The sequence below is a fragment of the Veillonella sp. genome (assembly GCF_032470285.1).
GTDB lineage: Bacteria > Bacillota > Negativicutes > Veillonellales > Veillonellaceae > Veillonella.
Genome location: NZ_JAWEKP010000010.1, coordinates 1 through 25164, shown reverse-complemented (window position 1 = coordinate 25164; position 25164 = coordinate 1). Strand labels below are relative to the sequence as shown.

Annotated in this window: 39 protein-coding genes, 4 tRNA genes and 1 pseudogene; all 44 read left to right on the top strand. The window is 41.5% G+C overall.

Going from position 1 to position 25164, the window contains the following annotated elements; all coding sequences use genetic code 11:
• A pseudogene (gene tuf, locus E7B10_RS09270) lies at positions 1–163 on the top strand (elongation factor Tu); the annotation flags it as partial.
• A 180-nt stretch (positions 164–343) separates the two neighbouring features.
• Positions 344–655 (top strand): 30S ribosomal protein S10, encoded by a 312-nt coding sequence (gene rpsJ / locus E7B10_RS09265; RefSeq protein ID WP_004695100.1) that lies wholly within the window; start codon positions 344–346, stop codon positions 653–655.
• A gap of 12 nt (positions 656–667) precedes the next feature.
• Positions 668–1309, top strand: coding sequence for a 50S ribosomal protein L3 (gene rplC / locus E7B10_RS09260; RefSeq protein WP_004695102.1), 642 nt, complete (start codon positions 668–670; stop codon positions 1307–1309).
• 26 nt (positions 1310–1335) lie between these two features.
• Positions 1336–1959, top strand: a complete 624-nt coding sequence (rplD, locus tag E7B10_RS09255) for a 50S ribosomal protein L4 (RefSeq protein ID WP_004695105.1) — start codon at positions 1336–1338, stop codon at positions 1957–1959.
• The gene (rplW, locus tag E7B10_RS09250) at positions 1959–2243 is read left to right on the top strand and encodes a 50S ribosomal protein L23 (RefSeq protein WP_004695108.1); all 285 of its coding nucleotides are present in this window, start codon (positions 1959–1961) and stop codon (positions 2241–2243) included. The genes rplD and rplW overlap by 1 nt, the downstream gene beginning before the upstream one ends.
• A gap of 26 nt (positions 2244–2269) precedes the next feature.
• Positions 2270–3100: a 50S ribosomal protein L2 gene (gene rplB, locus E7B10_RS09245; RefSeq protein ID WP_004695109.1), complete on the top strand. Its 831-nt coding sequence runs from the start codon at positions 2270–2272 to the stop codon at positions 3098–3100.
• A gap of 23 nt (positions 3101–3123) precedes the next feature.
• Positions 3124–3405, top strand: a complete 282-nt coding sequence (gene rpsS / locus E7B10_RS09240; RefSeq protein WP_004695110.1) for a 30S ribosomal protein S19 — start codon at positions 3124–3126, stop codon at positions 3403–3405.
• Positions 3406–3418: 13 nt separating this feature from the next.
• Positions 3419–3754, top strand: coding sequence for a 50S ribosomal protein L22 (gene rplV / locus E7B10_RS09235; RefSeq protein WP_004695112.1), 336 nt, complete (start codon positions 3419–3421; stop codon positions 3752–3754).
• 16 nt (positions 3755–3770) lie between these two features.
• The gene (gene rpsC / locus E7B10_RS09230; protein WP_004695113.1) at positions 3771–4439 is read left to right on the top strand and encodes a 30S ribosomal protein S3; all 669 of its coding nucleotides are present in this window, start codon (positions 3771–3773) and stop codon (positions 4437–4439) included.
• Complete coding sequence (gene rplP / locus E7B10_RS09225; protein ID WP_004695114.1) at positions 4439–4876, top strand: 50S ribosomal protein L16; 438 nt, start codon at positions 4439–4441, stop codon at positions 4874–4876. The genes rpsC and rplP overlap by 1 nt, the downstream gene beginning before the upstream one ends.
• Positions 4866–5069, top strand: coding sequence for a 50S ribosomal protein L29 (rpmC, locus tag E7B10_RS09220; RefSeq protein WP_004695115.1), 204 nt, complete (start codon positions 4866–4868; stop codon positions 5067–5069). The genes rplP and rpmC overlap by 11 nt, the downstream gene beginning before the upstream one ends.
• A gap of 39 nt (positions 5070–5108) precedes the next feature.
• Positions 5109–5369, top strand: coding sequence for a 30S ribosomal protein S17 (gene rpsQ, locus E7B10_RS09215; RefSeq protein WP_004695116.1), 261 nt, complete (start codon positions 5109–5111; stop codon positions 5367–5369).
• Positions 5370–5393: 24 nt separating this feature from the next.
• Positions 5394–5762, top strand: a complete 369-nt coding sequence (gene rplN, locus E7B10_RS09210) for a 50S ribosomal protein L14 (RefSeq protein ID WP_004695117.1) — start codon at positions 5394–5396, stop codon at positions 5760–5762.
• Between the two features lie 18 nt (positions 5763–5780).
• A complete protein-coding gene (gene rplX / locus E7B10_RS09205; RefSeq protein ID WP_004695118.1) occupies positions 5781–6101 on the top strand; it encodes a 50S ribosomal protein L24 in 321 nt (106 codons plus the stop codon).
• Between the two features lie 23 nt (positions 6102–6124).
• Complete coding sequence (gene rplE / locus E7B10_RS09200; RefSeq protein WP_316055612.1) at positions 6125–6664, top strand: 50S ribosomal protein L5; 540 nt, start codon at positions 6125–6127, stop codon at positions 6662–6664.
• Positions 6665–6680: 16 nt separating this feature from the next.
• Entirely contained in the window at positions 6681–6950 is a 270-nt protein-coding gene (gene rpsN / locus E7B10_RS09195; protein WP_004695122.1) for a 30S ribosomal protein S14, read from the top strand.
• 27 nt (positions 6951–6977) lie between these two features.
• Positions 6978–7364 carry a 30S ribosomal protein S8 gene (rpsH, locus tag E7B10_RS09190; RefSeq protein WP_004695128.1) on the top strand — a complete coding sequence of 129 codons (387 nt, stop codon included), beginning with the start codon at positions 6978–6980 and terminating at the stop codon, positions 7362–7364.
• A gap of 24 nt (positions 7365–7388) precedes the next feature.
• A complete protein-coding gene (rplF, locus tag E7B10_RS09185; RefSeq protein WP_004695131.1) occupies positions 7389–7934 on the top strand; it encodes a 50S ribosomal protein L6 in 546 nt (181 codons plus the stop codon).
• Between the two features lie 17 nt (positions 7935–7951).
• Complete coding sequence (rplR, locus tag E7B10_RS09180) at positions 7952–8332, top strand: 50S ribosomal protein L18 (protein WP_005385510.1); 381 nt, start codon at positions 7952–7954, stop codon at positions 8330–8332.
• 18 nt (positions 8333–8350) lie between these two features.
• Complete coding sequence (rpsE, locus tag E7B10_RS09175; protein ID WP_004695136.1) at positions 8351–8854, top strand: 30S ribosomal protein S5; 504 nt, start codon at positions 8351–8353, stop codon at positions 8852–8854.
• A gap of 14 nt (positions 8855–8868) precedes the next feature.
• Positions 8869–9048 carry a 50S ribosomal protein L30 gene (gene rpmD, locus E7B10_RS09170; protein WP_004695138.1) on the top strand — a complete coding sequence of 60 codons (180 nt, stop codon included), beginning with the start codon at positions 8869–8871 and terminating at the stop codon, positions 9046–9048.
• A gap of 22 nt (positions 9049–9070) precedes the next feature.
• Positions 9071–9517, top strand: coding sequence for a 50S ribosomal protein L15 (rplO, locus tag E7B10_RS09165; RefSeq protein WP_004695141.1), 447 nt, complete (start codon positions 9071–9073; stop codon positions 9515–9517).
• Between the two features lies 1 nt (position 9518).
• Positions 9519–10781, top strand: a complete 1263-nt coding sequence (secY, locus tag E7B10_RS09160; protein ID WP_012864761.1) for a preprotein translocase subunit SecY — start codon at positions 9519–9521, stop codon at positions 10779–10781.
• A 12-nt stretch (positions 10782–10793) separates the two neighbouring features.
• Positions 10794–11357: an adenylate kinase gene (locus tag E7B10_RS09155; protein ID WP_004695145.1), complete on the top strand. Its 564-nt coding sequence runs from the start codon at positions 10794–10796 to the stop codon at positions 11355–11357.
• A gap of 3 nt (positions 11358–11360) precedes the next feature.
• Complete coding sequence (gene map / locus E7B10_RS09150) at positions 11361–12131, top strand: type I methionyl aminopeptidase (protein WP_004695146.1); 771 nt, start codon at positions 11361–11363, stop codon at positions 12129–12131.
• Positions 12132–12153: 22 nt separating this feature from the next.
• Positions 12154–12372, top strand: coding sequence for a translation initiation factor IF-1 (infA, locus tag E7B10_RS09145; RefSeq protein WP_004695147.1), 219 nt, complete (start codon positions 12154–12156; stop codon positions 12370–12372).
• Between the two features lie 26 nt (positions 12373–12398).
• Positions 12399–12512 carry a 50S ribosomal protein L36 gene (gene rpmJ / locus E7B10_RS09140; RefSeq protein ID WP_004695148.1) on the top strand — a complete coding sequence of 38 codons (114 nt, stop codon included), beginning with the start codon at positions 12399–12401 and terminating at the stop codon, positions 12510–12512.
• A gap of 23 nt (positions 12513–12535) precedes the next feature.
• Complete coding sequence (gene rpsM, locus E7B10_RS09135) at positions 12536–12904, top strand: 30S ribosomal protein S13 (protein WP_004695149.1); 369 nt, start codon at positions 12536–12538, stop codon at positions 12902–12904.
• A gap of 19 nt (positions 12905–12923) precedes the next feature.
• Complete coding sequence (rpsK, locus tag E7B10_RS09130; protein WP_004695151.1) at positions 12924–13313, top strand: 30S ribosomal protein S11; 390 nt, start codon at positions 12924–12926, stop codon at positions 13311–13313.
• 70 nt (positions 13314–13383) lie between these two features.
• The gene (locus E7B10_RS09125; protein ID WP_004695153.1) at positions 13384–14388 is read left to right on the top strand and encodes a DNA-directed RNA polymerase subunit alpha; all 1005 of its coding nucleotides are present in this window, start codon (positions 13384–13386) and stop codon (positions 14386–14388) included.
• Positions 14389–14400: 12 nt separating this feature from the next.
• Entirely contained in the window at positions 14401–14736 is a 336-nt protein-coding gene (gene rplQ, locus E7B10_RS09120; RefSeq protein WP_004695155.1) for a 50S ribosomal protein L17, read from the top strand.
• 284 nt (positions 14737–15020) lie between these two features.
• Positions 15021–15929, top strand: coding sequence for an energy-coupling factor transporter ATPase (locus tag E7B10_RS09115; protein WP_004695158.1), 909 nt, complete (start codon positions 15021–15023; stop codon positions 15927–15929).
• Positions 15929–16789 (top strand): energy-coupling factor transporter ATPase, encoded by an 861-nt coding sequence (locus E7B10_RS09110; RefSeq protein WP_004695160.1) that lies wholly within the window; start codon positions 15929–15931, stop codon positions 16787–16789. Before E7B10_RS09115 ends, E7B10_RS09110 begins: the two co-directional genes overlap by 1 nt.
• Entirely contained in the window at positions 16779–17582 is an 804-nt protein-coding gene (locus tag E7B10_RS09105; protein ID WP_021148511.1) for an energy-coupling factor transporter transmembrane protein EcfT, read from the top strand. Before E7B10_RS09110 ends, E7B10_RS09105 begins: the two co-directional genes overlap by 11 nt.
• Positions 17579–18364 carry a tRNA pseudouridine(38-40) synthase TruA gene (truA, locus tag E7B10_RS09100; protein ID WP_128114234.1) on the top strand — a complete coding sequence of 262 codons (786 nt, stop codon included), beginning with the start codon at positions 17579–17581 and terminating at the stop codon, positions 18362–18364. The genes E7B10_RS09105 and truA overlap by 4 nt, the downstream gene beginning before the upstream one ends.
• A 297-nt stretch (positions 18365–18661) precedes the next feature.
• Entirely contained in the window at positions 18662–20413 is a 1752-nt protein-coding gene (locus tag E7B10_RS09095) for a 2-oxoacid:acceptor oxidoreductase subunit alpha (protein WP_004698101.1), read from the top strand.
• 1 nt (position 20414) lies between these two features.
• Positions 20415–21287 (top strand): 2-oxoacid:ferredoxin oxidoreductase subunit beta, encoded by an 873-nt coding sequence (locus tag E7B10_RS09090; RefSeq protein WP_004698097.1) that lies wholly within the window; start codon positions 20415–20417, stop codon positions 21285–21287.
• Between the two features lie 253 nt (positions 21288–21540).
• Positions 21541–22428 carry a prephenate dehydrogenase/arogenate dehydrogenase family protein gene (locus E7B10_RS09085; RefSeq protein ID WP_024061092.1) on the top strand — a complete coding sequence of 296 codons (888 nt, stop codon included), beginning with the start codon at positions 21541–21543 and terminating at the stop codon, positions 22426–22428.
• A 50-nt stretch (positions 22429–22478) separates the two neighbouring features.
• Positions 22479–23516 (top strand): nicotinate-nucleotide--dimethylbenzimidazole phosphoribosyltransferase, encoded by a 1038-nt coding sequence (locus tag E7B10_RS09080; protein ID WP_316055611.1) that lies wholly within the window; start codon positions 22479–22481, stop codon positions 23514–23516.
• Positions 23513–24631 (top strand): nicotinate-nucleotide--dimethylbenzimidazole phosphoribosyltransferase, encoded by a 1119-nt coding sequence (locus E7B10_RS09075; protein WP_316055610.1) that lies wholly within the window; start codon positions 23513–23515, stop codon positions 24629–24631. The genes E7B10_RS09080 and E7B10_RS09075 overlap by 4 nt, the downstream gene beginning before the upstream one ends.
• 198 nt (positions 24632–24829) lie before the next feature.
• A tRNA-Gly gene (locus E7B10_RS09070) sits at positions 24830–24904 on the top strand.
• A gap of 5 nt (positions 24905–24909) precedes the next feature.
• Positions 24910–24985: transfer RNA gene (locus E7B10_RS09065), tRNA-Asn, on the top strand.
• A 3-nt stretch (positions 24986–24988) separates the two neighbouring features.
• Positions 24989–25064 (top strand) — tRNA-Lys (locus E7B10_RS09060).
• A gap of 5 nt (positions 25065–25069) precedes the next feature.
• A tRNA-Glu gene (locus E7B10_RS09055) sits at positions 25070–25144 on the top strand.
• Positions 25145–25164 lie beyond the last annotated feature (20 nt).

Genomic DNA, 25164 nt, shown 5'->3' with positions numbered 1-25164 from the left:
TGTAAACCTTCCTGAAGGTGTAGAAATGTGTATGCCTGGCGATAACGTAACAATGGAAATCGAATTGATTACTCCAATCGCTATCGAAGAAGGTCTTCGCTTCGCGATCCGCGAAGGTGGCCATACAGTAGGCGCTGGCGTAGTAACAGAAATCGAAGGTTAATTTAACCTTTTATGCTCATCGTAGAATGCGTTGAGCACAATACATGCAGCACTCAGAGCGGCAGATAATGCCGCTCTCGTGTTGTGTTTTTAAACTATGAAGTAGAAGGTTGCCTCTGCGGAGGAGAATTTCTATGGAGCAGCCCATTCACGAAATGGACGACAGGAGGAATTATTAATAATGGCTAAACAGCAAAAAATCCGTATTCGCCTTAAGGCATACGACCACAAAGCTCTCGATCAAAGCGCTGCTAAGATCGTAGACACTGCAAAAAGAAATGGCGCTATGGTATCTGGTCCGATTCCATTGCCAACAGAAAAGAATATCTTCACAATTCTTCGTTCTGTACACGTAAACAAAGATTCTCGTGAACAATTCGAAATGCGTACACATAAACGCTTAATCGATATTCTTGAACCAAATTCGAAAACAGTAGATGCTATCACTCGTTTAGATTTACCAGCTGGTGTATCTATTGAAATAAAACTATAAGGAGGTGCGATAATGTCTAAAGCTATTTTGGGTAAAAAATTAGGAATGACACAAGTCTTCACAGCTGAAGGCCAATTAGTTCCTGTAACAGTAGTGGAAACTACCCCAAGCGTTGTAGTGCGCGTAAAGACTGTAGAAACAGACGGCTACGAAGCAGTACAAATTGGTTACGGTTCCATTAAAGAAAAACATTTAACAAAACCTGTAAAAGGTCAGTTCGACAAAGCTGGCGTAGCTCCAGTGAAATATCTTCGCGAAGTTCGCGTAGCTAATGCAGCTGACTACACAGTAGGCCAAACTCTGGCAGCTGATATCTTCGCAGAAGGTGAATTGGTGGACGTAGTGGGTACAGGTAAAGGTAAGGGTTTTGCTGGCACAATTAAACGCCATAACTTCTCCCGTGGTCCTGAAACTCATGGTTCTAAATCTCACCGTGAACCTGGTTCCATCGGTCCTATGATCTCCGGTGGCGGCGGTAAGGTATACAAAGGTAAAAAACTCCCTGGACAAATGGGTGGTTACAGAGTTACCGTACAACGCTTATCCGTTGTGAAAGTTGATGCTGAACGTAACCTTTTATTGGTTAAAGGTGGTATCCCAGGCGCTAAAGGTAGCTTGGTTATGGTTCGCAACACGGTTAAACCTGTTAAATAATCATTTGTCGAAAGGAGGATTATGTAATGCCTACAGTAGCAACATATAATCAATCCGGCGTTAAAGTCGGTGAAATACAGTTAAACGATGCAGTATTCGGCGTTGAAGTTAACGAAGCCGTAATGCATCAAGCCGTAGTTCGTCAATTGTCTAACGAACGTCTCGGCACACATGCAACAAAAACTAGAGGTATGGTTCGTGGCGGTGGCCGCAAACCTTGGAAACAAAAAGGTACTGGCCGTGCTCGTGCAGGCTCCAGCCGTTCCCCAATCTGGATCGGTGGTGGTACTACATTTGGTCCACAACCTCGCAGCTATTACAAAGCTATGCCTCGTAAGGCTAGACGTTTAGCAGTTAAATCTGCTCTTAGCGATAAAGTGAATAATAGCGAATTATACGTTTTGGAAGAAATCACATTAGCAGCTCCTAAAACAAAAGAAGTGTTGAACATTATTAACAGCTTCAACGTTGGTGATGCAAAAGTATTGTTCATCACTGAAGGTGATGTAAATGTTGAACGTTCCGCTCGTAATATCCAAGGTGTTAAAGCTTTGGCTTGCGAAGGTATGAACATTTTCGATCTTCTTCATTACGATAAGCTCTTCATTACTAAAGGCGCTGTCGCAAAAATCGAGGAGGTGCTCGGATAATGCAATTACATGATGTACTAATCCGCCCGGTTATTACCGAAAAATCCACTATGCTTATGGAAGAAGGCAAATACACTTTCCGTGTGCCTTTGACTGCAAATAAAGTGCAAATCCGTCAAGCAGTTGAAAAAATCTTCAATGTAAAAGTAGAAAAAGTAGCTACTATTCGTGTTTTAGGTAAGACTAAACGCATGGGTCGTACACAAGGTAAACGTAGCGATTATAAAAAAGCTATCGTAACCTTAAAAGCTGGCGAATCCATTGAATTCTTTGAAGGTGTCTAAGAGTCTAGTTGTAAGGAGGCCCACTAATGGCAATTAAATCATTTAAACCGTACTCCGCTGGTCGCCGGTTTATGACAGTATCCGCCTTCGACGAAATCACAGCAAGCAAACCAGAAAAATCCTTGCTCGCTAAGATTTCTCAAAAAGGTGGTCGTAACAATACTGGTAAAATGACAGTTCGTCACCAAGGTGGCGGTCACAAACGTCAATACCGTATTATTGACTTCAAACGTACTAAAGATAATATTCCAGCTAAAGTAGCAACAATTGAGTATGATCCTAACCGTTCTTCTCGTATCGCTTTGCTTAACTACGCTGATGGTGAAAAACGCTACATTTTAGCTCCTAACGGTCTAAAAGTTGGTGACGTTGTATTCTCCGGTCCTGAGTCTGATATTAAACCTGGTAACTGCTTACCATTGGCTAATATTCCAGACGGTACACAAATCCACAATATCGAATTGAAAATCGGTAAAGGTGGTCAAATCGTTCGTTCCGCTGGTACATCTGCTCAATTGATGGGTAAAGATAATGGCTACGCTATTCTTCGTTTACCATCTGGTGAAATGCGTCGTGTTCGTCAAGAGTGCCGTGCAACAATTGGTGTTGTTGGTAACGCTGACCACAGCAACCTTGTAATCGGTAAAGCTGGTCGTCATCGTTGGATGGGTGTTCGCCCTGGCAACCGTGGTGTTGTAATGAACCCTTGTGACCATCCACATGGTGGTGGTGAAGGTAAATCTCCTGTTGGTCGTAAACATCCTGTTACACCTTGGGGCAAACCAGCACATGGTGTTAAAACTCGCGACAAGAAAAAAGCTTCTAACAGCTTAATCATTAAACGTCGTACAAAATAGGATAAAGGAAAGGAGATAAAATAGTGTCCAGATCTATTAAAAAAGGCCCTTTCGTAGCAGATCATTTGCTTAAGAAAGTTGAAGCTTTAAACGAAACTAACGAAAAGAAAGTTGTAAAAACCTGGTCCCGTGCCTCTACTATTATCCCAAGTTTTGTAGGCCACACAATTGCTGTGCATGATGGTCGCAAACATGTACCTGTATTCATTACAGAAGATATGGTAGGTCATAAATTAGGTGAGTTCGCTCCTACACGTACTTATAGAGGTCATGGTAAGGACGAAAAATCTACAGGCAAAAAATAGGAGGAAATAATACATGGAAGCAAAAGCAATCGCTAGACATATCCGAATCGCGCCTCGTAAAATCCGTATCGTTGCAGATTTAGTGCGCGGTAAAAACATCGGCGAAGCATTTGCCATCTTGAAGTTCACTCCGAAAGTTGGCGCTGATGTAGTAGAAAAAGTTATGCGTTCTGCAATCGCAAACGCTGAACATAATTTCGATATGAATGTTGACAATCTTTACGTATCCGAGATCTTCGTTGATCAAGGCCCTACATTAAAACGCATTCATCCTCGTTCCCGTGGTCAAGCTTTCAAAATTTTGAAACGTACTAGCCACGTAACAGTAGTAGTTAAAGAAAGAGCTTAAGAAGGAGGGAAACAGAGTGGGTCAAAAAGTTAATCCACACGGTTTGCGTGTCGGTATCGTAAAAGATTGGGACGCAAAATGGTATGCAGATAAAGATTTCGCTGCTAATCTTCATGAAGACGTAAAAATTCGTAACTTCTTGAAAGAAACCCTTTTCATTGCTGGTATTTCCCGCATTGAAATCGAGCGTACAAATAAACGTATTAAATTGACTATCCACACTGCGAAACCAGGTATGGTTATCGGTCGTGGTGGTGCTGGTATCGAAGATATCAAAAAAGCAATGACTCGTTTCACTGATAAACAAGTGGACGTTAACATTGCAGAAATTAAACAAGCAGACATGGATGCAACATTAGTTGCTGAAAACATTGCGGGCCAATTGGAACGTCGTATCGGCTTCCGTCGTGCAATGAAACAAGCTGTAGGTCGTACAATGCGCTTAGGTGCAAAAGGTATTAAAATCATGGTAAGCGGTCGTCTTGGCGGTGCTGAAATCGCTCGTAGCGAATCCTATCGTGAAGGTTCTATTCCTTTGCATACACTTCGTGCAGACATCGACTACGGTACTGCTGAAGCCCATACAACATATGGTTGTATCGGCATTAAAGTATGGATTTACAAAGGTGAAGTTTTGCCAGAAGCAAAACAAGCACCTGCTAAGAAGGAAGAAGGTGGCAAGTAATGCTTATTCCAAAGCGCGTAAAACATCGTAAGCAATTCCGCGGCCGTATGAAAGGTCGTGCTATGCGCGGTAATACAGTGTCTCATGGTGAGTTCGGCTTGGTAGCATGCGAACCATCTTGGATCACTAACCGTCAAATCGAAGCTGCCCGTATTGCTATGACTCGTTATATCAAACGTGGTGGTAAAGTATGGATTAAAATTTTCCCTGACAAACCAATCACAGCTAAACCAGCTGGTACTCGTATGGGTTCCGGTAAAGGTTCTCCTGAATACTGGGTAGCAGTGGTTAAACCAGGTCGTGTAATGTTTGAAATGGACGGTGTGCCAGAAGCTACAGCTCGTGAAGCTATGCGTCTTGCAAGCCATAAACTTCCAATCAAATGCAAATTTGTTGTTAAGGGTAAAGAATTGGGTGGTGACGTAAATGAAGGTTAATGACATTCGCAATATGAGCGCTGCCGAAATGGAACAAAAAGTTTCCGGTCTTAAGGAAGAGTTATTTAACCTCCGTTTTCAGCTTGCAACAGGTCAATTAGAAAATCCTATGCGCATTCGTGAAGTTAAGAAGACAATCGCTCGTATTAAAACTGTACAACGTGAAGTTGAACTTAAATCTGAAAACGCATAATAACAGATTTGTTAAAGTTTGAAAAGGAGGCTTAAAATCGTGGCAGAAGAAAGAAACGTACGTAAAGTCCGCGTAGGTAAAGTTGTTAGCGACAAAATGGACAAAACTGTTGTTGTTGCTGTTGAACGTAAAGTACCTCACGCATTATATAACAAGCCAATGGTTAGCACAAAACGCTTCAAAGCTCATGATGAAAATAATGAGTGTCAAATTGGCGATACAGTTAAAATTGTAGAAACTCGTCCACTTTCTAAAGATAAATGTTGGAGAGTTGTTGAAATTCTTGAAAGACAAAAATAAGAGTGATGTAAGGAGGAATAGACGATGATCCAGCAACAAACAATTTTGAATGTTGCCGACAACACTGGTGCTAAACGTATTATGTGCATCCAAGTCATGGGCGGTTCTTATCGCAAATTCGGCAATATCGGTGACGTAATCGTTGCTTCTGTAAAAGATGCATCACCCGGTGGCGTTGTCAAGAAAGGCGACGTAGTTAAAGCTGTTATTGTTCGTTCTAAGAAAGGTATCCGCCGTCAAGACGGTTCCTATATTCGTTTCGATGAAAACGCAGCAGTAGTTATTAAAGATGACAAGACCCCTCGTGGTACTCGTATCTTTGGACCTGTAGCTAGAGAACTTCGTGAAAAAGACTTCATGAAAATCGTTTCTTTGGCTCCAGAAGTATTATAAGAAGGAGGAACGCAGCATATGGCTAAGCTACAAATCAAAAAAGGCGATACAGTTGTTGTTATCTCCGGTAAAGATAAAGGTAAGCAAGGTACAGTTATCGCAACTGAACCTAAAAAAGAACGCGTATTTGTTGAAGGCGTTAACACTGTAAAACGTCACACAAAACCTTCCCAAGCTAACCCACAAGGCGGCATCGTTACTAAAGAAGCTGGCATTCATGTTTCTAACGTAATGGTTGTCGACCCAGAAACTAAAACAGCTACTCGTATCAAAAAGGTAGAAGGTAAGGACGGTAAATTCGTTCGCGCTACTGTTAAATCCGGTACAGTACTTAAATAATCAGGAAAGGAGGAGCTACATAAATGTCTCGTTTGTTTGAACAATACAACTCTGAAATCAAAAAGAGTATGCAAGAAAAATTCCAATACGGCAATGTAATGGAAATTCCTAAATTGGAAAAAATCGTTATCAACATCGGCGTAGGTGATGCAGTAGGCAATGCAAAAGCATTGGAAGCAGCAGTTAATGACTTGACTATCATTGCTGGTCAAAAACCTGTCATCACAAAAGCTAAAAAATCCATTGCGAACTTCAAAGTTCGTGAAGGCATGGCGTTGGGTACAAAAGTTACTCTTCGTGGCGAACGCATGTATGAATTCCTTGATAGATTGATCAATGCGGCATTACCTCGTGTACGTGACTTCCGCGGTATCAGCGCTAATGCATTCGATGGCCGTGGTAACTACGCTTTGGGTCTTAAAGAACAGCTCATCTTCCCTGAAATCGAATATGATCAGGTAGAACGTGTTACTGGTATGGACATCATTATTGTAACAAGTGCTAAGACAGATGAAGAAGCTCGTGAATTGTTGACTCAATTCGGTATGCCTTTTGAAAAATAATAGGAGGAACATATAGATGGCTAAAAAATCTATGATTGAACGCGAAAAGAAACGCGCTAAAATCGTTGAAAAATATGCAGCTAAACGTGAAGCGTTAAAAGCAGCAGGTGATTATGAAGGCTTATCCAAATTACCAGCAAATGCATCCCCAACACGCTTGCACAACCGTTGCAACTTAACTGGTCGTCCTCACGGCTATATGCGTAAATTCGGTATCAGCCGTATTGCGTTCCGTGAATTGGCGTACAAAGGACAAATTCCTGGTGTTAAAAAAGCCAGCTGGTAATATTAGACGAGAGGAGGTTTTTAGATTATGGTAATGACCGATCCTATCGCGGATATGCTTACGCGCATCCGTAATGCAAACGCTGCACTTCATGAAACGGTAAACATTCCTGCATCTAGAATGAAAGCAGCCGTTCTTGACATCCTTTTACAAGAAGGCTTTGTGAAGAACGTTGAAAAAGAAGAAAACACTTTAAAAGTAACTTTGAAATATGGTTCCAATAACGAGAAAGTTATTACAGGAATTAAACGTATTTCCAAACCAGGTTTACGTGTTTACGCGAAAAAGGAAGAACTTCCTCGTGTACTTGGTGGTTTGGGTATCGCAGTTATTTCTACGTCCAAAGGCGTTATGAGCGACAAACAAGCTCGTAAAGAAGGTCTTGGTGGCGAAGTAATCGCATACGTTTGGTAATAGTAGCAATAGGAGGTAGAAATAATGTCACGTATCGGTAGAATGCCTATCGAGATCCCTGCAGGCGTTACTGTTACATATGATAACCATCATATGAACGTAAAAGGCCCTAAAGGTGAATTATCTCGCGATTTGCATCCAGATATGAATATCACTGTAGAAGGTAACACAATCACAGTAACTCGTCCTTCCGACGATAAAAACCATCGTTCCCTTCACGGTTTGACTCGCGCTCTTGTTGCTAATATGGTAACAGGCGTATCTGAAGGATTTACAAAAACTCTTGAAATCAACGGTGTTGGTTACAGAGCGGCTAAACAAGGCAATAAATTAGCTCTTACACTTGGCTTCTCTCATCCAGTAGAAATGGAAGCTCCAGCTGGTATTACAATCGACGTTCCAGCCCCTAACAAAATCGTTGTGTCTGGTGCAGACAAAGAAGTTGTAGGTGCAGTAGCAGCTGATATCCGTAAATGGAGAAAACCTGAACCTTACAAAGGTAAAGGTATCCGCTATGAAGGCGAAGTTGTTCGTCGCAAAGCTGGTAAAGCTGGTGCAAAAGGTAAATAGTAATATCATCTATATGAATGAAAGGAGTGAATATCTTGCCTCGTAAATCTAGTAGAAATATCGCTCGAGCAAAACGTCATCTTCGTATTCGCCGTCACATCTCTGGTACGGCAACTTGCCCACGTTTGAACGTTTACCGTTCTTTGAGCAACATTTACGCACAAGTAATCGATGACGTAGCAGGTACAACTTTGGTTGCTGCTAGCTCTTTAGATAAAGATTTGAACTTATCCTATGGTGGTAACGTAGCTGCTGCTAAAGCTGTTGGTGAAGCAGTTGCTAAAAAAGCTATCGCTAAAGGCATTGACACTGTAGTGTTTGACCGTGGTGGTTACATTTACCACGGCCGCGTAGCAGCCCTTGCAGAAGGTGCTCGTGAAGCAGGCTTAAAATTCTAAGAAGGAGGAACTATAGACATGGCGAGAATTGACTACACCAGTCTTGATCTTAAAGAAAGAGTAGTATTCATCAACCGCGTAGCCAAAGTAGTTAAAGGCGGTCGTCGTTTTTCCTTCAGCGCTCTTGTAGTTGTTGGTGATGGCAACGGTTATGTAGGCGTTGGCTTAGGTAAAGCAGCGGAAGTACCAGAAGCAATTCGCAAAGGTATCGATGATGCTAAGAAAAATATTGTAAACGTAGCTATTAAAAATGGTACAATCCCTCACAGCGTAACAGGTGTATTCGGTGCAGGCCGCGTATTCTTGAAACCAGCTGCTGAAGGTACTGGCGTTATCGCTGGTGGCCCTGTTCGTGCCGTATTGGAATTAGTAGGTGTTCGTAACATCTTGACTAAATCTTTGGGTTCTTCTAACCCTAACAATATGGTTCGCGCTACAATTGAAGGTTTGAAAGATTTGAAACGCGCTAGCGAAGTTGCTGAGCTTCGTGGTAAAACTGTTGAAGAAATCTATAACGCGTAATAAGGAGACAAGAAATGGCACAAGTTAAAGTAACATTAACAAGAAGCTTAATCGGTCGTCCTGAAGATCAACGCGCGACAGTTAAAGCTTTGGGCTTGAAAAAAACTAATTCTCAAGTCGTAAAAGAAGTAACACCTCAAATCGAAGGTATGCTTCATAAAGTTAGACATTTAGTAAAAGTTGAAGAAGTTTAATACTGATAAGGAGGTGCACTGAATGAAACTTCATGAATTACAACCAGCAGCTGGTTCTAAAAAAACTCGTACTCGTGTAGGCCGTGGTTTAGGTTCTGGCTTGGGTAAAACATCTGGTCGTGGTCAAAAAGGTCAAAACTCCCGTTCTGGCGGTGGCGTTCGCTCCGGTTTTGAAGGCGGCCAAATGCCTCTTTATCGTCGTTTACCAAAACGCGGTTTCAACAACAGCGTTTTTGCTAAACAATATGCTGAAGTTAACGTAGCACAATTAAATCGCTTTGAAGATGGTGCAACAGTTGATCCAGTAGCTCTTATTGAAGCGGGCATTTTGAAAAATGTACGCGATGGTATTCGTATTTTAGGTAACGGTACATTAGAAACTAAAAACTTGACTGTTATCGCTAATGGCTTCACTAAAGCTGCTGAAGAAAAAATCACAGCAGCAGGCGGAAAAGTTGAGGTGATCTAGGGTGCTAGATAGCCTCTCGAACATCTTTAAGATTACTGAGTTACGTAACAAGATCTTGTACACATTGATGATGTTTGCTGTGTTTAGAGCCGGCATTCACATCCCAGTACCAGGTGTAGATGCATCTGTTATTGAATCCTTGTTTACATCCGGTAACCTATTTGGTCTATTAGACTTGTTTGCTGGTGGTGCGCTAAGTAAGTTCTCTATCTTTGCGATGAGTATTACCCCTTACATTAATGCTTCCATCATCATGCAACTGCTTCAGTCTGTAGTTCCTCAGTTTGAAGCATGGAGTAAAGATGGTGAAGACGGGCGTAAGAAAATAGCGAAGGTAACTCGTTATGGCACCGTAGTCCTTGGCTTTGTACAAGCCGCTGGTATGGCATTTGCTCTTAGAGCAAATAACGCTTTGGTAAATAATGATTTCCTTAGCGTATTCGTTGTGGCCATCATCCTCACAGCAGGCACATGTTTGTTGATGTGGATTGGTGAGCAAATCACAGCATATGGTATAGGTAATGGTATTTCCTTGATCATCTTTGCTGGTATCGTAGCTCGATTGCCAGATGGTCTCGAAACTATTTATCAATATATCCAAAACGGAACCATTAACATGTTCCAAGCATTCTTATTTGCTGTAATTGCACTTGCGATGATCGCTGTCGTAGTGGCAGTTACACAAGGCCAACGTCGCATTCCTATCCAATACGCAAAACGCGTAGTAGGGCGTAAAATGTACGGTGGTCACTCTACATTCTTGCCGTTGAAAGTCAATCAGGCAGGTGTAATCCCAATTATCTTTGCGTCATCTGTGTTGATGTTCCCTGTAACAATTGCACAATTTATTGACAATGAATTTGTTCATAAAGTGGCTGATTTATTTACATGGGGGACGCCGTTACAAACGGCATTGTATGCGATATTGATCTTTATCTTTACGTATTTCTATACTGCAATCTCTATCAACATTACAGATATGGCAGATAATATGAAAAAATACGGTGGTTTTATCCCAGGTATTCGTGCGGGTAAACCAACTGCTGATTATGTGGATAACGTGATGACCAAGATCACTTTGGCTGGCGCTGTATTCTTAGCTGTCGTTGCTATTATACCGAATTTCCTCGGTAGTATAACCGGCGTCCAAGGCGTATACTTTGGTGGTACGGCTCTTCTCATCGTTGTAGGTGTAGCACTTGATACAATGCAACAAATTGAGTCGCTCATGGTAACACGCCACTATAAAGGCTTTGTGAAATAGGAGGGAAACAATATGTATATTCTATTAATGGGACCTCCTGGTGCTGGTAAAGGCACTCAGGCAGCTCGACTTATTGAAAAATACGGTATTCCCCAAATTTCAACAGGTGATATGTTCCGCGCTGCGATTAAGAACGAAACACCTCTTGGAGTTGAGGCTAAGAAATACATCGATGCTGGTCAATTGGTACCAGACAGTGTAACTGTTGGTATCGTACGTGATCGCTTGGTGAAAGATGACTGCAAATCTGGATTTATTCTTGATGGATTCCCAAGAACTACAGCGCAAGCTGTATCTTTGGATGCAATCCTTAAAGAATTAGGAATTTCTTTGGACGCTGTACTTAACTTAAACGTTCCTTCCGAGGAATTGGTTAAACGTATTAGCGAACGAGCTGTTCTAGAAAATCGTGCTGATGATAACCCTGAAACAGTACAGAAACGTCTAGCTGTGTACGAAGAATCTACTAAACCATTAATTGATTACTATCGCAATAGCGGATTGTATCAAGAAATCAATGGTTTACAAGATGTAGACGCAGTATTTGCTGACATCATTAAGGCGTTGGAGAAATAATCTATGATTATTTTAAAATCGCCCCATGAGATTGAATGTATCCGCAAGGCAAGTAAGCTTACAGCAGACACGTTGTCCTTGTTAGTAAAAAAGGCTAAACCTGGCATCACGACGCTTGAGTTAGATACAATTGCCGAAGAATATATTCGCAGCCACGGTGGTATACCAAGTTGTAAAGGGTACTATGGATTCCCCGCTACAATCTGTGCTTCTATTAACGAAGAAGTCGTTCATGGTATTCCGAGCGCTAAGCGTAAGCTTAAAAACGGTGATGTCCTCAGTATTGATCTCGTATCATCTATTGATGGATATCACGGCGATTCGGCTGTGACGATTCCTATTGGTCACGTCAAACCCGATGTGATGAAATTGTTAAAAGTTACAGAGGAAAGTCTGTTCAAGGGAATTGAACAAGTGAAAGTCGGTAACCGTATTGGTGCTATCGGTCACGCTGTTCAAACGTATTGTGAGAAACATGGTTACGGTGTCGTACGCGACTTCGTAGGTCATGGTTTAGGCCGCGAAATGCATGAAGATCCGCAAATACCAAACTATGGTAGTCCTGATCAAGGACCTCTTATGAAACCAGGTATGGTATTGTGTATTGAACCGATGATAACTCTAGGGACACATCGTGTTCGTGTATTAGGGGATGACTGGACAGCAGTTACAGTAGATGGTAAACCTGCTGCTCATTTCGAACATACAGTGGTTGTTACAGAAAACGGCCCTGAAATATTAACTATGCGGGAAGAACCGCGGTTAATTAAATAAACAGGTAACCGGAGGAAAAGATATGTCAAAAGAAGACGTTATTGAGGTGGAAGGTACGGTCGTTGAGGCATTACCGAATGCCATGTTCCAAGTTGAATTGGAAAATGGTCATATCGTATTGGCTCATGTGTCAGGTAAAATGCGTATGAATTTTATCCGTATTCTTCCTGGTGATAAAGTTACTATGGAACTGACACCGTATGACTTAAATCGTGGTCGCATCACCTATCGCTTTAAATAAGCATAGGGTCCACAAAGGAGGTACTAATGAAGGTTCAACCATCAGTTAAAAAGATATGCGAAAAATGTAAAATCATTAAACGCAAAGGCCGTGTAATGGTTATTTGCGAAAATCCAAAACATAAACAAAAACAAGGATAATCTGATAGGAGGTGGATGATTAGATGGCACGTATCGCCGGTGTAGATTTACCTCGTGATAAACGAGTGGAAATTGGTTTAACTTATATTTATGGTATTGGTCCGACTTTAGCATCTGAAATTATTGCTAAAACTGGCATCAATCCTGACACACGCGTTCGCGATCTTTCTGAAGATGAAGTAGCGAAAATCCGTGAATTGTTAGATGCTGATTACAAAGTAGAAGGTGACCTTCGTCGTGAAGAAGCTCTTAACATTAAACGCTTAATTGAAATCAACTCCTATCGAGGCAAACGTCATCGTATGGGTTTACCACTTCGTGGTCAACGTACTAAAACGAATGCACGTACTCGCAAAGGTCCTAGAAAAGCAATTGCTGGTAAAAAGAAATAAGATAAAGGAGGGATAAAGCGTGGCTAAAAAAGTTGTTAGAACTAAAAGAAAAGAAAAGAAACATATTGAATCCGGTGCGGCTCATATTCGTTCTACATTCAATAACACTATCGTAACTTTGACAGATACAAACGGTAATGCGTTGTCTTGGGCTTCCGCTGGTGGCTTGGGCTTCCGTGGTTCTCGTAAATCCACTCCATTTGCTGCTCAAATGGCTGCTGAACAAGCTGCTAAAGCTGCAATGGAACATGGCCTTCGCACTGTTGAAGTATTCGTAAAAGGTCCTGGATCCGGCCGTGAAGCTGCAATCCGTGCTTTACAAGCTGCAGGTCTTGAAGTTACTTCCATTAAAGACGTAACTCCAATTCCTCACAATGGTTGTCGCCCTCCAAAACGCCGTCGTGTATAATTTATAGCGACCGATATGATACGGTGCTATAATTAACTATGAACGTGTGTTATATAGGAGGATGTTCCTGATGAGCGAAGAAAAGAAACTTAAAATCGAGAAAGTGGACATCGCCGATGGCGGTCGTTATGGTAAGTTCGTATGTGAACCATTAGATCGTGGTTATGGTATCACTCTCGGTAATAGCTTACGCAGAATTTTGCTTTCATCCTTGGATGGGGCAGCTATCACCTCTATCAAAATTGATGGAGTTCTTCATGAATTCTCTACTATTCCTGGTATTCGCGAAGACGTTACGGATATCATCCTTAACTTAAAGCAATTGTGCATCAAAGTTGAAGAAGAAGCACAATTACCTTTGGAAGTTCATTTTGACTTCCAAAAGGATGGAATATTGACAGCTGCTGATTTGGCTGAACAATTCCCACCAGAGGTAGAAGTATTGAATCCTGAACTCGTGATTGCGACAATGGATGAGACAGCTCATCTCGTAATGGACGTAGTAATCGAACGAGGTAAAGGCTATGTTCCTTCAACGAAGAATAAAAAAGATACTGATGTTATTGGTTGTATTCCAATCGATTCCATCTTCTCTCCAATTCTTCGTGCTAAATACGAAGTGAGTGATGTTCGTGTAGGCAATGAAATGGACTTCGACAAACTTACATTAGAAGTTTGGACTGATGGCTCCATTACTGCTGCTGATGCAGTGGCAAAATCTGCTGCCATTATGATTGGTTATTTAGGGAACTTCACTAAATTAGCGCATTCTGCAGATGTTGTAGATGTAAACACTGGTGAAGGCGGTATCGTTATAGATCCAGTAGGTTCCGATAATGAAGAACCAGCTGTAGATGACGGCCCAGCAAAGATTTCCATCGATGAGTTGGAACTCTCTGTTCGTGCGTATAACTGCTTGAAACGTGCTGGCATTAATACAATTGCAGACTTGCTAGACAAAACCATTGATGACTTAGGAAAAGTTCGCAACTTAGGTAAAAAATCTATCGATGAAATTGAGGAAAAACTCAATAATCATCCAGGTGGTTTTCAACTTAAACAAAAAGGCGAATAAGGAGGAAGACGAATGTACAGAAAATTAGGCCGCGACAGCTCCGCTCGTAAAGCGTTGTTCCGTAGCATGTTAACATCTTTCTTCCAATATGAGCGTATTGAAACGACTGAAGCTAAAGCGAAAGAACTTCGTTCTTTAGCTGATCAAATGGTAACTTTGGCTAAACGTGGTGATCTTCATGCACGTCGCCAAGTTCTTGCATACCTCATGGATGAAAGTGTAGTAAAAAAATTGTTTGATACAATTGCTCCAAAATATGCAGACCGTCAAGGTGGTTACACTCGTGTAATCAAAACTGGTCTTCGCAAAGGTGACGCTGCACCTTTGGCTATTATCGAGTTAGTTTAATCAAACTCATACGGTGTTGTAACTTATGTTGCAGCACCGTTTTTTTATTGTCAATTTTATGGTACAATCGACTAGTATAATATCGTAATATGTTAGCAGTTATCGTAAAGGATGAATATGTATTGTCAACCTTTTGCATAATATCTAAGACATTATTAAATTCAAGTTCTATTAAATAGGATAAATTGAAATATGGGGATTATGCACAACATGAGTATGATAGATGATGCAAATGGTTCTACTTTCATAGAAACGAAATTGACTAGAAAGATATGAGGTTATCCATGAATGAACAAGACATTATGATTGAGGTCAATCATATGAGTCATATTTATACTGATGAAAACGGCAATGATGTACGTGCCTTGGATGATGTGAATCTATCCATTAAGCGTGGTGAATTTGTTTGTATCATTGGCACTAATGGCAGTGGTAAAAGTACGCTTGCCAAGCATTTTAATGTGTTATTACAACCTAGTGAAGGTCATATCAATGTATGTGGCTTTGATACGCGGGATGAAGCGCATATTTGGAATATTCGCCAACATGTAGGAATGGTATTCCAAAATCCTGATAACCAAATCGTAGCGGCCGTTGTAGAGGAGGACGTTGCCTTTGGTCCAGAAAACTTAGGTATTCCTAGTGCAGAAATTAGACAACGTGTCGATGCAGCGTTAGCCGCTGTTAATATGACTGAATATAGAGAACATGGTCCCCATTTATTATCGGGCGGACAAAAACAACGTATTGCTATCGCAGGTGTATTAGCGATGAAGCCTGATTGCATCGTTCTTGATGAACCAACAGCGATGCTCGATCCAAAAGGTCGCCGGGAAGTGCTTGAAACGGTTCACAAACTCAATAAGGAAGAGGGCATTACGATTGTATATATTACGCACTTCATGGAGGAAGCTGTTACGGCAGACCGCGTTGTGGTTATGAAAAATGGTGTGAAATTACATGATGGTACGCCTCGTGAAATTTTTAGCCATGTAGATACCTTAAAAGGTCTGGGCCTCGATGTACCGGTAGCCTCTGAGATTGCTTTCAAATTGAATGCTAAAGGTTATGAAGTGGGTAAGAGTATCATTAATAATGAAGAGTTAGCAAAGGGGCTTAAAGGCTCAAAGTTAGGCAAGCAATTATCCGCTATACACTCAACAGATGCTCCAAGAGGGGAGGGAACCCATTAATGGCGATTGTGTTAGATAATATTACATATACCTACGGCATGGGTACCCCTTTTGAAAAAACTGCGCTTCGTGGTGTATCACTTACCATTGAAAATGGGGAGTTTCTAGGTGTTATCGGTCATACTGGTTCCGGTAAATCCACCTTTGTACAACATCTAAATGGGCTATTACATCCTACAACTGGTACAGTTACTGTCAATGGTGTAGATATTAGCGCCTCCACAGAGGAAGCTAAAAAAATGCGTCATAAGGTGGGGATGGTATTCCAGTATCCAGAGCATCAATTGTTTGAAGAAACCATCGCTCAAGATATCGCCTTTGGTCCTAAAAATTTAGGGCTTAGTGCTGATGACGTAGACGAGCGTGTGCGAGATGCGATGAAGTTCGTAGGGCTCGATTATGACACATATGCAGAACGTTCTCCCTTCCATTTATCTGGCGGTCAAATGCGCCGCGTGGCTATTGCTGGCGTAGTGGCTATGGATCCAGATTTTCTCGTGCTCGATGAACCATCTGCTGGTCTTGATCCATTTGGACGGGAAGAAATCTTTGAAGAAATCATTCGACTTCATAAAGAAAAGGGAATCACTGTAATTCTTGTATCTCACAATATGGAAGATATTTCTCGCATGGCTTCTCGTCTTGTAGTACTCGATAAAGGGCGTATCGTTCTCGATGGTGAACCGATGGACATCTTTAATAATCATCGTGATGAATTACAGGCTGTCGGTGTAGATGTACCGCCAGTGTCCGTTACCATGGAATATTTGCGCGAACAAGGTCTTGATGTGTCTAATCGCGTACTATCTGTAGATGATGCGGTGCAAGCAATTCTCGAAGGAGGTAACCATGTTAAATAATATAACTATTGGTCAATACTTCCCAGGAAACTCTTTTTTGCATCGCATGGATCCACGCGCAAAGATTATTGCTACTACCATATTCGTTGTAGCCATATTCTTGGCGAATTCTCCATTGGCATATGGCGTTGTAGGTGGGTTTACCATCTTTGCAATGTTGTTATCACGTTTGCCGTTACGTCTGATGTGGTCTGCTATCAAACCGCTTTGGATTATCATCGTATTTACTATGGGGATTCATATTTTTACGACACCAGGCAATCCAATTTTTCAATGGGGGATTATCAATATTACCGACCATGGCGTGGCAATGGGCCTTCAAATGGCGGCACGCTTAATCTTCTTAATCTTGTTTTCTTCTTTGTTGACCTATACCACATCACCAATTCGCTTAACTGATGGTATCGAGCACTTGCTCAATCCGTTTCGTCGCATAGGTGTTCCTGCTCATGAGCTGGCTATGATGATGACTATTGCGCTGCGTTTCATCCCTACTTTATTGGACGAGACGGATCGTATTATGAAAGCACAATCTGCCCGTGGTGCAGACTTTGTGACAGGCTCTATCATTCAACGGGCTAAAAATATGGTGCCTCTTTTAGTGCCATTATTTATTAGTGCGTTTCGACGGGCCGATGAATTAGCTATCGCTATGGAGGCGCGTTGCTATAGAGGTGGCGTCAATCGTACACGTATGAAAGAATTACAAGTTACCTATGTCGATTATATCGGCGTCGGTGCTGTTGTCTTGATTACGATTATACTCATTGCATTATGGTGGCTTGGCCTATGAGAAATATACGAATCATAGTGGCTTATGATGGTACAGATTTAGCAGGTTATCAAAAGCAACCTAATGATAAGGGTTTAACGGTACAAGGTTGTTTGGAATATGGTTTATCACGTATTTGTAATGAACCCATTCAAATTTATGGTGCCTCTCGTACGGATGCAGGGGTGCATGCTAAATTTCAAGTTTGTACATTTCAAACGTCGGGGACTATACCAGTAGAAAATATTCCTCGTGCTATGATAGCTCATATTCCTAAGGATATAGTCGTTCTAGAAGCGGTAGAAATTCCGCTAGATTGGAAGCCACGGTGGAATATATACGGTAAAGAGTATGTATATACGATTCATAATCAGCTCATTGCAGATCCTTTGACGCAGCGATATCATTGGCATGTGAAAAAGCCCTTAAATATTGCTCGTATGCAGGCTGCAGGTAATGAACTAGTAGGTACGCATGACTTTACAACCCTAAAGGGCACCAACTCAACTCCGGCGGATCCTGTAAAGACAATTATGGGAATTCGTGTTGAGGCCCGAGGTTCACAGGTGACGATTTCTGTGATCGGTGATGGTTTTTTATATCATATGGTCCGCAATATTGCAGGCTTACTTGTAGATATAGGTCTTGGTCGTCGCAAGGTTGAGGATATTAAAGGATATTTAGCCGCTAAAGACCGGCGTGCTATAGGGAAAACTGCACCTGCTCAAGGTTTATGTTTAGAAGAAATATTCTTCACTGAAGAGCGACAACAAGAGGTATTACGGAATAAATATTCTAGATGATTCAAGAATAAATATTCTATATAATTTTATATAGACTCTTTTTTTTGATGTGAAAATATAAAACGTTGAGCATAAATACTAAAAGGATACTACTTCAAAAGTAGTATCCTTTTTCTCTTATAATTTTTAGTTATAATACCTTAATTTATACCTATTATTATGTGAAATGATACATTGTAAACCTAAAATATACATGATACAATGGCGATATAAGACAGGTTCGTACTATAAAACATTAACATAGTAAGGTAGACTCTTGTCAGCAGTGTAATTTTTATCCTAAGGAGGGTGAATCTCTTGCAAAAACGTAAAGATTTTATCTGGAAAATGGGCGGCCAACAAGGTGAAGGTATCGAGAGTTGCGGCGAAATTATGGCCACAATCCTTGCTAAAGAAGGCTACTCTTTGTATAGCCAACGTTTATTTGCATCTCGCATCAAAGGTGGTCATACTACATTCGCATTGCGCGTAGCATTGGAACAAATTATGTCCATTGGTGAAGGGGTAGACTTCTTGCTTTCCCTTGATCAAGAAACCGTTGATATGCACGGTTCCGAAGTACGCGATGGTGGATATATCATCTGTGATAGCAAAGTTAATCCAGACTTTTCTAAATTTGAAGGTACAAAGATTAATTGCTTATCTTTGCCTATCTCTGAAACAGCAATGAAACAAGGCTCTTTGTTGATGCGTAATATCGTAGCACTTGGGATGTCCGTAGCGCTTCTTGGCTTTGATACTAAGATGTTTAAAGATGCTATTACTGAGAAATTTGCAAAGAAATCCCAAGAGATTATTGATAAAAACTTGGCTGCTTTCGATGATGGTCATAGCCTTGTAATGGAAAAATTAGGCGATGTTGAAATCGATACATTGCCAGCGCCTGGTAAGAAAGATCAAATGTTCTTATTAGGTAACGAAGCATGTGCTCTTGGTGCTATTGCCGCAGGTTCCCGCTTTATGGCGTCTTATCCTATTACTCCAGCATCTGAAGTTATGGAATACATGATTAAAACTATGGATAAGTTGGGTTCAACTGTTGTTCAAACAGAAGACGAAATCGCAGCATGTATGACAGCTATGGGTGGCGTATACGCAGGTGTTCGCGGCTTTACATGTACTTCTGGCCCAGGTCTTTCCTTGATGGCAGAATCCTTGTCTATGGCTTCTATGGCTGAATTGCCAATGGTTGTTATCGACGTTCAACGTTCTGGACCATCCACTGGTATGGCTACAAAAGTTGAACAATCCGATATTGATGCGGCTTGCTACAATGCACATGGCGACTACTCTGGTATCGTAATTTCTCCAACATCTATCGAAGAATGCTTCTATGAAATTCAAAAAGCTTTCAACTTGGCAGAAATGTATCAATGTCCAGTTATCTTTATGCCTGACTTACAACAAGGTTTGAATAAACAATCCGTTCCTTCCTTCGATTTGAACCGCGTACCTATTAATCGCGGTAAAATGATGAAAGAAGCTGAACTTCCTGAATTGGTACAACCTAACTACTTCAAACGCTTTGAATTGACTGAAGATGGCATTTCTCCGCGTACAATTCCAGGCATGAAAAATGGTCTATTCCTTTCCACAGGTTTAGAGCATAATGAAGAAGGTAAACCAGCAGAAGCGCCTACAATGCACGTAGCGCAAACTGATAAACGGTTCCGCAAATTGGAAACTGTAGCTGATAACTATGAACCATTCTTGAATAATGCTAAATACGACGAAGCAGATGTACTCGTTGTAGGTATGGCTTCTAGCCGTGGTGCTATCGAAGAAGCTGTTGCTGAATTCGATCAAGAAGGCGTTAAAGTTAACCACTTACAATTGCGCTTAATTAAACCATTCCCAGCAAAGCAATTACAACCATTCTTTGATGCTGCGAAAAAAGTAGTTATCGTAGAACACAATAAAACTGGTCAATTGGCTAACTTATTTAAAATCAACATGCATAAGAAACATAAGATTTCTAGCTGCTTGAAATACGATGGTAATCCATTCACAAAAAGTTATGTGAAAAATGCGATTAAGGAGGTCCTATAATATGACAACAGCTAAAGATTACAGAAATGATATTCGTCCTAACTGGTGTCCAGGCTGTGGCCATTATGGGGTTCAAGCGGCGATTACTGACGCTGTAGTAGCGAAAAATATTCCACCAGAAAAATTAGCCGTAATTTCCGGTATCGGTTGTTCTAGCCGTATCGGTGGCTATTTCTACGCTTATGGTGCACATACAACTCATGGCCGTGCGCTTCCTTATGCGCAAGGCGTTAAACTTGCTAACCAAGACCTTGAAGTTATTGCATTTTCCGGTGACGGTGATGCCTTTGCTATCGGTATGGGTCACACCATTCATGCTTTCAAACGTAATGTAAACATGACATACGTAGTAATGGATAACCATGTATATGGTTTGACTAAAGGTCAAGCATCCCCTCGTTCTGACATCGGTTTTGTTACAAAAACAACTCCTCATGGTGCGTTTGAGTCTCCATTGTCCGTTTGTGAAACTGCGATTGCAGCAGGTGCTACATTTGTAGCGCAAAGCTATATGGTGAATCGTAAAGAGCTCGTTGATTTGATTCAACAAGCCATGGATCATGAAGGCTTCTCCTTCATCAATGTATTTAGCCCATGTGTTACATATAACAAACGCAATAGTTACGATTGGTTCAAAGAACATTTAGTAGCATTGCCTGAAGGGTATGACCCAACAGATCGTGCAACAGCGCTTAAAACCTTGGGTGATACTGATGGCTTGGTTACAGGCCTTATCTATCAAAATACATCTAAACCTTCCTTTGAAAAAGCATTGGCTGCTGCAAATGGTGGTCCACATCCTCGTCCATTGACTGAAGATGTTGTAAAACCTGACCAAGCATTATTTGATAGTCTTTGCAATCAATTTAAATAATATTAGCATCGTACTCCTTAGGTAGGATGCAGATTAAAGAAACGTGTCACCTTCGGGTGGCACGTTTTTTGTATGTTATATGTTTATAATTTTATCCCATGTGGTTGTGAACATGTTATAATAAAAACACTGTATGAGATTCATTGTTGAGGTTTTTATGAAAGCATACAAAAAAGGGATTAGCTTGATAGATTATATGTAGCATTATATGAGAGCGTATACATTCCTAGATAGTTTATGAAAGTAGGTTTATATGAGTAAGACCGTAGGTATTATTGGCTTAGGTTTATTAGGTGGATCCTTGGCAAAGGCTCTAAAGGAATATACAGATTATGAGGTAGTAGGTTACGCACGCCGTCAAGAGGTCTGTGATGCGGCCATTCAAGATGGTGTGGTAAAAGCTGCGTGGACTGAAGTTGAACCATTGATTAAGAACTCAGATATCGTTGTGTTCTCCTTGCCTCCTGATACAAACGCACGGCTTTTTACTGAAACGGCTCATCTATTTAGACCGGGGCAAGTCGTAACTGATGTATCTAGTGCGAAGGAAAACTTTGTACGAGCCGTTTATGAATCAATTCCTAAGGGGACTGTTTTCGTATCTGTCCATCCTATGGCAGGATCCGAAAAGGGTGGGTATGAAGTATCTCATAAGAATCTTTTTAAAGGAATGGGTTGGATTGTACTAGAGGATAAGGCGTCTGATGTATATAGTGAAGAGGTGGCTCAAGAATTGGCTGACATGGGTCGTGCCTTAGGGTCTCGTATCGAGTTTGTCGATATTTATGCTCACGATGCATATCTTGCGATGGTTAGTCATATGCCTCACTTATTGGCTTCTATTCTAACACAAGTTTCGGGTGGCGATGAATTGGGCGAATTGCGCATGAAACTATCGGCAGGGGGATTCCGCGATTGCACGCGTGTGGCTGGTGGGCTACCATCCATGTGGCGTGAAATTATTTATGGTAATCGTCATAATGTTATTGAAGGCCTTACACAAATTGAATCAGAGATTGAGCATGTTAAAGCGATACTTTCACAAGATGACGAAGGACAAGCATTAGAAAGTTATCTTGAACGAAGTCGAGAGATTCGCAATAAATTGCCATATTTAACGGGACAAATTAAGAATAACTAAAAGAAAGAATATCTAAAATATAATTATATTATTTGATTAAGGGAGCTTTTATGAGTTTGTTACAAGAAACTTGTGGCGCTATTACAGGTCGCAGCCTAGAGATTGAACGACATATAATCGATAGCTGGAATACAGCATCGCCTGTGGAACGATATGGACGCCTTGTAAATATGGTGGCCCAATATGGGGCAGCTACCAATCAAGAGACGTTAACTGTACCAAAGCCTTGCATGATAATTGCCTCTGCCGATCACGGTGTGGCTGATATGGGCGTCAGTGCGTATCCAAAGGAAACGACCGTTGGGATGACTCAGAATTACCTGATTCCTAAGGGGGCTGGCGCTAATTCTTTAGCGAATTACTGTGGAGCTCAAATGGAAGTTATCGATATGGGCATTGATGCGGATATGAGTTGGGTTCCAGGCCTTCGTATTCATAAACTTGGGATGGGTACGAAAAACTTCGTAGAAGAGCCAGCTATGACGCGTGATCAAGCGATTGAAGGCATTGAAACGGGCATTCGCCTCGTAAAAGAGAAAATCGACGAAGGCTTCAATGTATTTTTAGTAGGCGAAATGGGCATATCGAATACGACAGCTAGTGCCCTTATGACCGCTAAATTTGCAGGACTTACAGCGGAAGAGGCCACGGGACGAGGAACAAATATTTCCGATGAGCGACTTAAATTAAAGCAACGCATTGTTCATGACGTACTGGAGAAATATAAGGATATTCCTAAAGACGATGCTATTGGGATTTTATCCTCTGTAGGTGGCTTTGAATTTGCTTGTATCGTTGGCGTTATCTTAGGCGCCGCAGCAAATCACGGGTTAGTTATCATCGATGGATTTAATACATCGGCCTGTGCATTGGTAGCTAAAACGTTGGTCCCGCAAGTAATGGATTATGTGATGGCTTCACATTTATCTGCTGAAAAAGCTGCAAAATCTTCCTTAGAAAATTTAGGGCTTGAAGCCTATGTCGATTTAGGCCTTTGTTTAGGTGAGGCCTCTGGTGGATCCATACAAATGGGGATGCTAGATCTTGCGGTTCATATGTATTTGGCGCTTACAGGAGGTAAGGCATGAGAACTTTCAAAATAGAACCATTGCATGTACCATCCATGGAAGCATGCCGTCTGCGTATCGATAATCTGACAAAACCTATCTATAGCCTTGCTACGTTAGAAACAATAGCAGAACGTTTTGCAGGGATTCTTAGAAACTCTAAACCAAATCATTTGCGCTATGGTGTGCTTGTGGTGGCGGCAGATCACTTGGTAGATGGGCCGCAAAACACTGAGCATGGTAGTGAAAGCTATGATGCCATAGAATGTTTTAATGAGGGAACAACAGCTACACAAGGGGCTGCAGCTAAATTAAATGCCGTTGTACATGTGGTGAATCTAGGTCTTGAACAAGATACTGCAGATTTAGCAAATATTGAACAACAGGTGATTCGAAAAGGCTCCCATTTCTTTGGCGTAGAACCTGCTATTTCTCGTGAGGAATTAGAACGTGCTCTTGAGCTCGGCTTTACCTATGCAGATAGATTACATGCTGATGGATTACAAGTGGTGGCGATTGGTAACGTAGGGGAGAGGGCCTTTTTAGATTCTCTTGTAACGACGGCGACGATCACAGGTTGTGCGTATGAGGATATTCTCGTTCATAATGAATATGGACCCACAGTAGAGCAACGTGCTGCTCATATTCATTCTTTTGTAGATCGATTTAATATTGCTGTGGATGATTGGTCTACTTTGAGTGAAAGCGAGCGCCATGATGCGGTATTGAACTTGCTTCATGTAGCGGGTGGTTTAGATATTGCATTTTTAACGGCCTTTATCTTGGGGGCTGCTAGCCATCGTATGGCTGTAGTCTTTGATAATGTAGTAACTGGTGCAGCTATTTTAGCGACGGTTACCATTAATCCGCTAGTTAAGGACTATGTGTTCCCATCAGCTGTCTATGATGAGCCTATACATGATGAACCTATTCATAAGGAGCAGTGCCGTTTCTTAGGCGTAAAGCCTTATTTGCACTATAATCTGTTAATCGATGAAGCCTTAGGATCAACTATGGGACTATCTATAATCGATGCATCGATGCATATGCTAAATGACATGAAAACATTCATCGAAGCGGAAGTTAGCGTGGCTGAAGATGGGGCTGGTAAAGGTAGACAAAAGGATAAAGAATAATCCATTTTAAAGGGGGATTGTACGTCCCCTTTTCTCGGGTAAAAGATGTTCTTGTATGCTATATTTTAAAGGAATTTTACGGAAAAACCATTGACACTATATGTGTAAATTGATATTATTATATGGCAGTCAGGATGGACTTAATTCATCCTTGACGACAGATTGATAATTATGTTATAGTAATTATCGGTTCTGTATGCGGGAATAGCTCAGCGGTAGAGCACCGCCTTGCCAAGGCGGGGGTCGCGAGTTCGAATCTCGTTTCCCGCTCCATACATTCCTCGATAGCTCAGTCGGTAGAGCAATCGGCTGTTAACCGATCGGTCGTAGGTTCGAGTCCTACTCGAGGAGCCACTTGACTCACTAGCTCAGTTGGCAGAGCACCTGACTTTTAATCAGGGTGTCCCGCGTTCGAGTCGCGGGTGAGTCACCATTTCTGGCCCGTTGGTCAAGCGGTTAAGACACCGCCCTTTCACGGCGGTATCCCGGGTTCGATTCCCGGACGGGTCACCACATATGGACGATTAGCTCAG

Coding starts and splice junctions, on each gene's coding strand:
- rpmD (WP_004695138.1), top strand. CDS start 8,869: ATGGCACAAGTTAAAGTAACATTAACAAGAAGCTTAATCGGTCGTCCT.
- rplB (WP_004695109.1), top strand. CDS start 2,270: ATGGCAATTAAATCATTTAAACCGTACTCCGCTGGTCGCCGGTTTATG.
- rplP (WP_004695114.1), top strand. CDS start 4,439: ATGCTTATTCCAAAGCGCGTAAAACATCGTAAGCAATTCCGCGGCCGT.
- rpsM (WP_004695149.1), top strand. CDS start 12,536: ATGGCACGTATCGCCGGTGTAGATTTACCTCGTGATAAACGAGTGGAA.
- truA (WP_128114234.1), top strand. CDS start 17,579: ATGAGAAATATACGAATCATAGTGGCTTATGATGGTACAGATTTAGCA.
- rpsH (WP_004695128.1), top strand. CDS start 6,978: ATGGTAATGACCGATCCTATCGCGGATATGCTTACGCGCATCCGTAAT.
- E7B10_RS09105 (WP_021148511.1), top strand. CDS start 16,779: ATGTTAAATAATATAACTATTGGTCAATACTTCCCAGGAAACTCTTTT.
- E7B10_RS09110 (WP_004695160.1), top strand. CDS start 15,929: ATGGCGATTGTGTTAGATAATATTACATATACCTACGGCATGGGTACC.
- infA (WP_004695147.1), top strand. CDS start 12,154: ATGTCAAAAGAAGACGTTATTGAGGTGGAAGGTACGGTCGTTGAGGCA.
- rplO (WP_004695141.1), top strand. CDS start 9,071: ATGAAACTTCATGAATTACAACCAGCAGCTGGTTCTAAAAAAACTCGT.
- rplR (WP_005385510.1), top strand. CDS start 7,952: ATGAAAGGAGTGAATATCTTGCCTCGTAAATCTAGTAGAAATATCGCT.
- rpsN (WP_004695122.1), top strand. CDS start 6,681: ATGGCTAAAAAATCTATGATTGAACGCGAAAAGAAACGCGCTAAAATC.
- rplV (WP_004695112.1), top strand. CDS start 3,419: ATGGAAGCAAAAGCAATCGCTAGACATATCCGAATCGCGCCTCGTAAA.
- rplW (WP_004695108.1), top strand. CDS start 1,959: ATGCAATTACATGATGTACTAATCCGCCCGGTTATTACCGAAAAATCC.
- rplF (WP_004695131.1), top strand. CDS start 7,389: ATGTCACGTATCGGTAGAATGCCTATCGAGATCCCTGCAGGCGTTACT.
- E7B10_RS09075 (WP_316055610.1), top strand. CDS start 23,513: ATGAGAACTTTCAAAATAGAACCATTGCATGTACCATCCATGGAAGCA.
- rplC (WP_004695102.1), top strand. CDS start 668: ATGTCTAAAGCTATTTTGGGTAAAAAATTAGGAATGACACAAGTCTTC.
- E7B10_RS09115 (WP_004695158.1), top strand. CDS start 15,021: ATGAATGAACAAGACATTATGATTGAGGTCAATCATATGAGTCATATT.
- rplQ (WP_004695155.1), top strand. CDS start 14,401: ATGTACAGAAAATTAGGCCGCGACAGCTCCGCTCGTAAAGCGTTGTTC.
- E7B10_RS09085 (WP_024061092.1), top strand. CDS start 21,541: ATGAGTAAGACCGTAGGTATTATTGGCTTAGGTTTATTAGGTGGATCC.
- rpmJ (WP_004695148.1), top strand. CDS start 12,399: ATGAAGGTTCAACCATCAGTTAAAAAGATATGCGAAAAATGTAAAATC.
- E7B10_RS09080 (WP_316055611.1), top strand. CDS start 22,479: ATGAGTTTGTTACAAGAAACTTGTGGCGCTATTACAGGTCGCAGCCTA.
- rpmC (WP_004695115.1), top strand. CDS start 4,866: ATGAAGGTTAATGACATTCGCAATATGAGCGCTGCCGAAATGGAACAA.
- E7B10_RS09155 (WP_004695145.1), top strand. CDS start 10,794: ATGTATATTCTATTAATGGGACCTCCTGGTGCTGGTAAAGGCACTCAG.
- rplX (WP_004695118.1), top strand. CDS start 5,781: ATGGCTAAGCTACAAATCAAAAAAGGCGATACAGTTGTTGTTATCTCC.
- rplN (WP_004695117.1), top strand. CDS start 5,394: ATGATCCAGCAACAAACAATTTTGAATGTTGCCGACAACACTGGTGCT.
- map (WP_004695146.1), top strand. CDS start 11,361: ATGATTATTTTAAAATCGCCCCATGAGATTGAATGTATCCGCAAGGCA.
- rpsE (WP_004695136.1), top strand. CDS start 8,351: ATGGCGAGAATTGACTACACCAGTCTTGATCTTAAAGAAAGAGTAGTA.
- E7B10_RS09090 (WP_004698097.1), top strand. CDS start 20,415: ATGACAACAGCTAAAGATTACAGAAATGATATTCGTCCTAACTGGTGT.
- rplD (WP_004695105.1), top strand. CDS start 1,336: ATGCCTACAGTAGCAACATATAATCAATCCGGCGTTAAAGTCGGTGAA.
- E7B10_RS09125 (WP_004695153.1), top strand. CDS start 13,384: ATGAGCGAAGAAAAGAAACTTAAAATCGAGAAAGTGGACATCGCCGAT.
- rpsJ (WP_004695100.1), top strand. CDS start 344: ATGGCTAAACAGCAAAAAATCCGTATTCGCCTTAAGGCATACGACCAC.
- rplE (WP_316055612.1), top strand. CDS start 6,125: ATGTCTCGTTTGTTTGAACAATACAACTCTGAAATCAAAAAGAGTATG.